The sequence below is a fragment of the Neisseria sp. 74A18 genome (assembly GCF_001308005.1).
GTDB lineage: Bacteria > Pseudomonadota > Gammaproteobacteria > Burkholderiales > Neisseriaceae > Neisseria > Neisseria dumasiana.
In genome coordinates this window covers 91,816-99,170 of the sequence record NZ_LGZA01000005.1, presented here as the reverse complement: position 1 = coordinate 99,170, position 7,355 = coordinate 91,816, and the positions used below count along the sequence as shown (strand labels likewise).

5 protein-coding genes are annotated in these 7,355 nt (G+C 52.3%); 1 reads left to right on the top strand and 4 read right to left on the bottom strand.

The genetic code is table 11. The annotated features are described in order from the left end of the window. Nucleotides 1–567: transposase (locus tag AKG43_RS03285; RefSeq protein WP_156300609.1), on the top strand; the 567-nt coding region annotated here is incomplete at its 5' end. Nucleotides 568–927: 360 nt separating this feature from the next. On the opposite strand, the gene acnB is transcribed toward AKG43_RS03285, so the two are convergent. From acnB to pgaB, 4 genes are all read right to left on the bottom strand, one after another. Further along, nucleotides 928–3,513: a bifunctional aconitate hydratase 2/2-methylisocitrate dehydratase gene (acnB, locus tag AKG43_RS03280; RefSeq protein ID WP_054599147.1), complete on the bottom strand. Its 2,586-nt coding sequence runs from the start codon at nucleotides 3,511–3,513 to the stop codon at nucleotides 928–930. Nucleotides 3,514–3,689: 176 nt separating this feature from the next. After that, nucleotides 3,690–4,001 carry a hypothetical protein gene (locus AKG43_RS03275; RefSeq protein ID WP_054599146.1) on the bottom strand — a complete coding sequence of 104 codons (312 nt, stop codon included), beginning with the start codon at nucleotides 3,999–4,001 and terminating at the stop codon, nucleotides 3,690–3,692. Nucleotides 4,002–4,032: 31 nt separating this feature from the next. After that, entirely contained in the window at nucleotides 4,033–5,259 is a 1,227-nt protein-coding gene (gene pgaC, locus AKG43_RS03270) for a poly-beta-1,6-N-acetyl-D-glucosamine synthase (RefSeq protein WP_054599145.1), read from the bottom strand. Between the two features lie 130 nt (nucleotides 5,260–5,389). Further along, a complete protein-coding gene (pgaB, locus tag AKG43_RS03265) occupies nucleotides 5,390–7,270 on the bottom strand; it encodes a poly-beta-1,6-N-acetyl-D-glucosamine N-deacetylase PgaB (protein ID WP_054599144.1) in 1,881 nt (626 codons plus the stop codon). Nucleotides 7,271–7,355: the final 85 nt, after the last annotated feature.

Below are 7,355 nucleotides of genomic sequence, written 5' to 3'. Positions count from 1 at the left end.
ATTCAGACGGCCGGCGGCAAACAGCGTCAGGCCATCGAAGTGGATGACGAAGGCGTTGTCTGTGGCGAAACCACCCCCGGCAAAGACCCGGATGCCGGGTGGATCAAAAAAGACGGCCGCTTCCATCTCGGTTACAAACAACATACCCGCACCGATGCGGACGGCTATATCGAGAAACTGCACATCACTCCGGCCAATGCTCATGAGTGCAAACACCTGCTGCCATTACTGGCGGACATCGCAGAAGGCAGCATCGTCTATGCGGATAAAGGCTACGACAGCCGGGAGAACCGACAACATTTGGCAGCGTGCGGCTTGAAAGACGGCATCATGCAAAAAGCACACCGTGGCTGCCCATTAAGCCAAGAGCAGAAAATCCGCAACGGCCGGCTGGCGAAAGTGCGCTATATGGTGGAACAAAGCTTTGGTACGTTGCACCGCAAATTCCGCTATGGCCGGGCAGCCTATTTTGGGTTGGGCAAAGTGAGGGCGCAAAGCCACCTGAAGGCGATGTGTGTGAACCTGTTGAAGGCGGCCAACAGGATAGGTGTGCCTGTTGCTGCCTGAACAGGCAGGCAGTGCCTCATAATGAGGCACTTTAAGGGGACTTTAGGGGTAGCTTGTCTACTTTTTACGCAAAAACAGCCGGAACATGATGAAGCATGTTCCGGCTGTTTGTTGGCGTGGGGTTTTGCAAAGGTCTCGGCCTATGCGTTGTATAGACAATCAACTTATTTTTAGGGGCTGTGGTTAAACCGGTTAGCGGAATCGTTCCGTTATAGCAAATAAACTGTATTTCTACTACGGCGTGCGGTCTTGTATCAAAAATAAGTTTATTTGCTGTAAATCTCCCTTTTCAAAGCAGTCTCATAATAAAAACGGCCTTGATTTATTCAAGGCCGTTTGAGCATTTATTCCGACAATGCTTTACACGTTTACTTTTTCGGCTACTTCGTTGTAGCTGTCGATTTCATTGAAGTTCATGTAACGGTAGATTTGGTCGCCCTGCTCGTTGATGATACCGATGTTGGCTTGGTATTCCTCAACAGTCGGGATTTTACCCAGTTTAGAACAGATTGCTGCCAATTCAGCCGAACCCAAATACACGTTGGTGTTTTTACCCAATCGGTTCGGGAAGTTACGGGTTGAAGTCGACATTACGGTTGCACCTTCGCGTACTTGTGCTTGGTTACCCATACACAACGAGCAACCGGGCATCTCCATACGCGCACCGGCACGGCCCAACACACCGTAGTGGCCTTCGTTGGTCAGCTCTTGGGCATCCATCTTAGTCGGCGGAGCTACCCACAAACGCACGGGAATATCGCTCTTGCCTTCCAGCAGTTTGGAAGCCGCACGGAAGTGACCGATGTTGGTCATACAAGAACCGATAAACACTTCGTCGATTACCGTGCCTGAACGCTCAGACATGAAGCATACGTCGTCCGGATCGTTCGGGCAGGCGATAATCGGTTCTTTGATATCGTCCATATTGATTTCGATAACGGCAGCGTATTCCGCATCTTTGTCCGCTTCCAGCAATTGCGGATTAGCCAACCATGCTTCCATGGCTTTGATACGGCGCTCCAAGGTGCGCGGATCTTTATAGCCGTCGGCAATCATGTTCTTCATCAATACAACGTTTGAATTCATGTATTCGATGATCGGCTCTTTATTGAGCTTCACGGTACAGCCGGCAGCTGAACGCTCGGCAGAGGCGTCAGACAATTCAAACGCTTGTTCAACCTTCAGGTCCGGCAAGCCTTCGATTTCCAAGATGCGGCCGGAGAAGATGTTTTTCTTGCCGGCTTTGGCTACGGTCAGCAAACCTTGTTTGATGGCGTACAGCGGAATCGCATTAACCAAATCGCGCAGAGTTACGCCCGGTTGCAGTTTGCCGCTGAAGCGTACCAACACAGACTCCGGCATATCCAAAGGCATTACGCCGGTTGCCGCAGCAAACGCTACCAAGCCGGAACCTGCGGGGAAAGAAATACCCAACGGGAAGCGGGTGTGCGAGTCGCCGCCGGTGCCGACAGTATCGGGCAGCAGCAGGCGGTTCAGCCATGAGTGGATGACGCCATCGCCCGGACGTAAAGACACGCCGCCGCGGGTAGAGATAAACTCAGGCAGCTCTTTATGGGTTTTTACGTCAACCGGTTTCGGATAAGCGGCGGTATGACAGAAAGACTGCATTACCAAATCGGCAGAGAAGCCCAAGCAAGCCAAGTCTTTCAGCTCGTCGCGGGTCATCGGGCCGGTGGTATCTTGAGAGCCGACGGTGGTCATGCGCGGTTCGCAATAAGTACCCGGACGCACGCCTTGGCCTTCGGGCAAGCCGCAGGCACGGCCGACCATTTTTTGAGCCAAAGTGAAACCTGCTTTGCTTTCGGCAGGTGCTTGCGGCAAGCGGAATTCGGTAGATGCGGGCAAGCCTAAAGCTTCGCGGGCTTTGGCGGTCAGGCCGCGACCGATAATCAGGTTGATACGGCCACCGGCTTGTACTTCGTCGAGCAATACTTGTGATTTCAATTGGAATTCGGCAACGGTTTCACCGTTTTTCACAATCTTGCCTTCGTAAGGCAGGATATCGACTACATCGCCCATTTTCAGTTGCGATACGTCAACTTCAATCGGCAATGCGCCGGAGTCTTCTTGGGTGTTGAAGAAAATAGGTGCGATTTTGCCGCCCAAGCATACGCCGCCGTAGCGTTTGTTCGGCACGAAAGGAATGTCCAAACCGGTATGCCAAATAACGGAGTTGGTAGCGGATTTACGGGAAGAACCGGTACCCACTACGTCGCCCACATAAGCAACAGGATGGCCTTTGGCTTTCAGCTCTTCCAGCAGTTTGATGGGGCCGACTTCACCGGGTTTGTCGGGATTGATGCCGTCGCGCGGGTTTTTCAGCATCGCCAAAGCGTGCAGCGGGATGTCGGGGCGGCTCCATGCGTCGGGCGCGGGGGAAAGGTCGTCGGTATTGGTTTCGCCGTCTACTTTAAATACGGTAACGGTGATTTTTTCAGGCACTTTTTCGCGCGAAGTGAACCATTCGGCATTGGCCCAAGATTCCAATACGGCTTTGGCGTGTTCGTTGCCTTTTTGGGCTTTTTCTTCGACGTCGTGGAAAGAATCGAACATCAGCAGGGTGTGTTTCAAGCCTTCGGCGGCAATGGGAGCCAGTTTGTCGTTATCGAGAAGCTCAATCAGCGGATGGATGTTGTAGCCGCCGAGCATGGTGCCCAAAAGTTCGGTTGCATATTCGGGAGACACCAGCGGGCTGGTTACGCTGCCTTCGGCAACGGCGGCAAGGAAAGATGCTTTCACTTTGGAGGCATCGTCCACACCCGGCGGCACGCGGTTGGCAAGCAGGTCTACCAGAAACTCACCTTCGCCTGCGGGCGGGTTTTTCAGCAATTCGACCAAATCGGCGGTTTGCTGTGCTGTGAGCGGGAGGGCGGGAATGCCCAGAGCTTCGCGCTCTGCGGCGGCTTTGCGATAGGCTTCTAACATCTCAATGGTTCCTTTTAGTGGTTTTTTCTTCTGAATAGCTGCATCTGTAATATGCAGTAGTTTGTTAATCATAAACTAAATTTGTGTAAATAGGAACTTTCTTTTAATGTGTTTTTGATGTGTACAGGCCGTCTGAAAGCGATGATTCAGACGGCCTGCCGACGGGGTTGGAAGGATTATTTTTCAGCTTGGTTCGGAAGTTCTTTTTTGGGTTTGCGGACTGCGAAAATCGACCACAGCAAAAGGATGTTTAATTGCAGCAAAACGATAACGGCGGCTATTTTAGCCAAGTCGGCCAAAGCCCAAGTACCGACTATCGGCCGGTAAATCAGTACCTGATGGTCGCGAAAAATCAAATAGGCTGTTAAAAACCATAAAGTCCAGGTAAAGGCAAAGATGAGTATGCTTTTGGTGCTGATAACGGGGTTGGGATTGCGTGCTTTGTGTATAACCAATAGTTCGCGTAAGTCTTGTATTTGTTCAGACATTTAACTTCTCCTTTTTTATCGGGCCTAAAAGTTACTGCACGCCCCTGTCGGGGCTGATCCAGGTGGCTTTGCGCTTTTTGTCGCGCAACAGTGCTTTGGGGAAACCGTGAATGAGTGTGATGCTGTTGAGCATCCAGAATGCGTAGGGGTACCAAATGCAACTCATGAAATAACGCATCAGGTTGCGCTCGTAGCGGCTGTCGATAAACATACTCACGGAAAACTGCAGGATAAACATCATGAATGTGACCAAACTGGCTACTTTGAACAAAGTCAATTCCTGCATATCGCCGGTAAACAGGCCGGCTATACCGATTACGGTAACGGCTAAGAGTGAATACGCCCAAAACAAGGTAACGAAATATTCGGCATACAGCGGCCACAAGCGGATATGGTGCAGCTTCCAAATGCCGTTGAAGTATTTCAGAATCACTTCCGCCCCGCCCTGCGCCCAACGCAAGCGTTGGCGGTAAAGCCCGCGCACGGTTTCGGGCATCAGCACCCAACACAGGGCGCGGGGTTCGTAGGCTATGTTGTAGCCGGCGATTTGGGTTTTCCAGCTGATGTCGATATCGTCGGTAATCATGTTGTCGCTCCAGCCGCCGATTTTCACCAGCACGTCTTTGCGGATGCACATGATGACGCCGGACACGGTGAACAATGTGCCGACCATGCTTTGCGAGCGTTTGATCAGGCCGATTATGGAGCTGAATTCGGCCACTTGCAGCTTGCCCAGCACGGTACTGCGGTTGCGTACGCGCGGGTTGCCGGTTACTGCGCCCAATTCGGGGTTGTTTTCCATGTTTTGAATCATGTATTCGATGGCGCTGTAATCAAGAATGGCGTCTCCGTCTATGCCGACGATGTATTTGCCCAAAGCATGTCGCACGCCGTTGTTCATGGCCGAGGCTTTGCCGCCGTTGGGTTGGTCGACCACGACGATTTTTTCGGCCTGCATTGCCCAGCGGCGGATGATGCTCAAGGTATCGTCGGTGCTGCCGTCGTTGATGAATATCAGCTCGTAGTTGGGATAAGTAAGGTTGAGCAGATGGGGAATCGACATATCGAGGTTGGCGGCCTCGTTGTAACAGGGGATCAGCACGCTCACCATCGGCGCTTCTTCCTGAAACATGTATTCCGGCTCATCCATGCGGTTTTCCCAAAAAAGGAAATAAAACAGCCCGGAAACCGTCCAGTAAACGGCCATGATGCCCGGATAGAGCATCACGAAAACAGCTAAATATTCATACCAGGTCATAGCGGCTATACCTTTACCATTATGGTTTTCTTACAATCGGGCGGCCGAACCGCCATGTATTTTTTCAGACGGCCTCCTTGCTTGGCGTGCCAAACGGTTGCCTGAGGCCGTCTGAAAAAATCGGCATTCATTAATGTTGGACTGAGAAGTCGGGCTTAATGGCTTTTAACGGCGGTTGGTTGTTGAGAAAGTCATCGTGGTGGTAGGCCAGATTTTTCACGCCTTCCTTTTTCAAAAGTTTCATCCAAGAGGTCATTTCGGCGGGATCGACGGGGCGGCCGGTCAGCGGGTTGACCGACTGCAATTCAAAAATGGTTTTATCTAAGGGAACATTGCTGCGTTTTACCGCTCCGGCCAAACTTGCCAACCAACGTGCCGCTTCTTTGCGGCCGGGCTGTTGGCCGTTCAGGGTGTAGGGCATGGCCGAAATCGCCGTGAAGTCGTAATGGCTGGCATAGCGGGCGAGCTTTTCGGCAAAACGGCTGTGCGCTTCGGGCGTATCCGAACCGTTTACGGCCAGGCTGCGCACGGTTTTCATTTCGTTGGTGCTGTTGTAGCTGTATTTGAGAACCGTTTGTTTGAGCACGTCGGTAAAGCCGGTAAGGTCGGCATCTGTGCGGCTGTCTTCTTTGCCGACTGTTAAGCCTTCGTGAAAGACCAAACCGTTAAAACGGCTGCTGTATGCCAAATCTTCATAAATCTCGGTAATGGCGCGGCGGTTTTTTTTGCTGTCGGGCGACAGATTCAACGAGCGCGAATGCGGTGCGGCGGCTTTATCGGCGTCGATATAGTCGTAATTTCTGCCCAAGTCGAACGCGGTTATCGGCATCTGTGCATATACCTTCACGTTAGAGCGGGTTATCAGCTGCCATGCCACACGGCTGAACAAATCGGCTTTCACTTTCAGATGGCGGTTGGGGAAATACACTGCTTCGGCCACACCGTCGTGGTTGTCGTCGGCAAAGGCTTGCAGATAAACGGTGGTGATGCCCAGTTTGTAAACGCGCTCGATGAGTTTGTCGAAGCGTTTTTCCAAAACGGCCGGATCGGGGTCGTACATATCGCCCAAATCAACGTGCACGGCTCGTTGGTGCGGGGCTTCGTAGATTTCGCCTGCCAAATAGGATTTAATCAGTGGATAGCCCGATTCGGTGTCGATCAAAGCCCTTCCGACGCTGGGTTGGCCGATGGTGTTGAGCTTGGCGTCGAACAGGGTGAAATCGTTGGTTAAGCCGACACCGGCAGCGATTTTTTGGGCAGTTTGGTTAAATTGCCCGTAAGGCCATACCAACACGTTCGGGCGCGTACCGGTGTGTTTGGCAATCAAATCAACCGACTGCTGTAAATCGTGGCGGATGCGTTGTTCGTATTCCGCTTGGGTTTCGTAGCGGCCGTTACGGTAGGCCGGAAAAATAGCGGCAAACTGCGAACCGTAGGGATTGCCCGAAACGCTGTGGTGCAGATCGTGGGTGTGCGAGGCGATTTCTATCAAGCCGCTTTTCTGCATTTCACGCACCTGCTCCCATGTGATGAAAGCCGAGCGCGGCAGCTTTTTCTTACCGTAGGCAATCGTGCCGCCGGGCGGAACTTCCAGCCATGAAGTTACCAAGGCATAGACGGCCGGATAGTTGAAGGCTTTGAGAAGCGGATAGATTTTGGTGTAGAAGCTGATGTAGCCGTCGTCGAAAGTAAGCAGAACGGGTTTGGGCGGCAGTTGGCCGCGCCCTGCCCGGGCATCTTCGATCTGCTTGAAGCTGACGGGCGTGTAGCCGTTGTCGCGCAACCAGTTGAAATGTGCGGTCAATCTTTCTACTGTGATGGTTTGCGGAAAATAGCTGCGGCGGATTTCGCCCTGCATTTCGTCTTTTTTCTCTTCCACAAACACGGGCGGCGGCTGGTTGTTGTCGATCACATCGTGATAGCACATTACGCCGTAGCGCACATCGGAAGCATAAGCGGTTTGTAAACCGAAGGCCAACAGCAGGCCGGCAAGCAGGCTTTTGTATTTCATGGTCTTTGCGTATCTCGGGTTATGGGGTTCGGAAAATGTTTTCAGACGGCCTGCGGTCGATTGCCGCCCGCAGGCTGATGAGGCC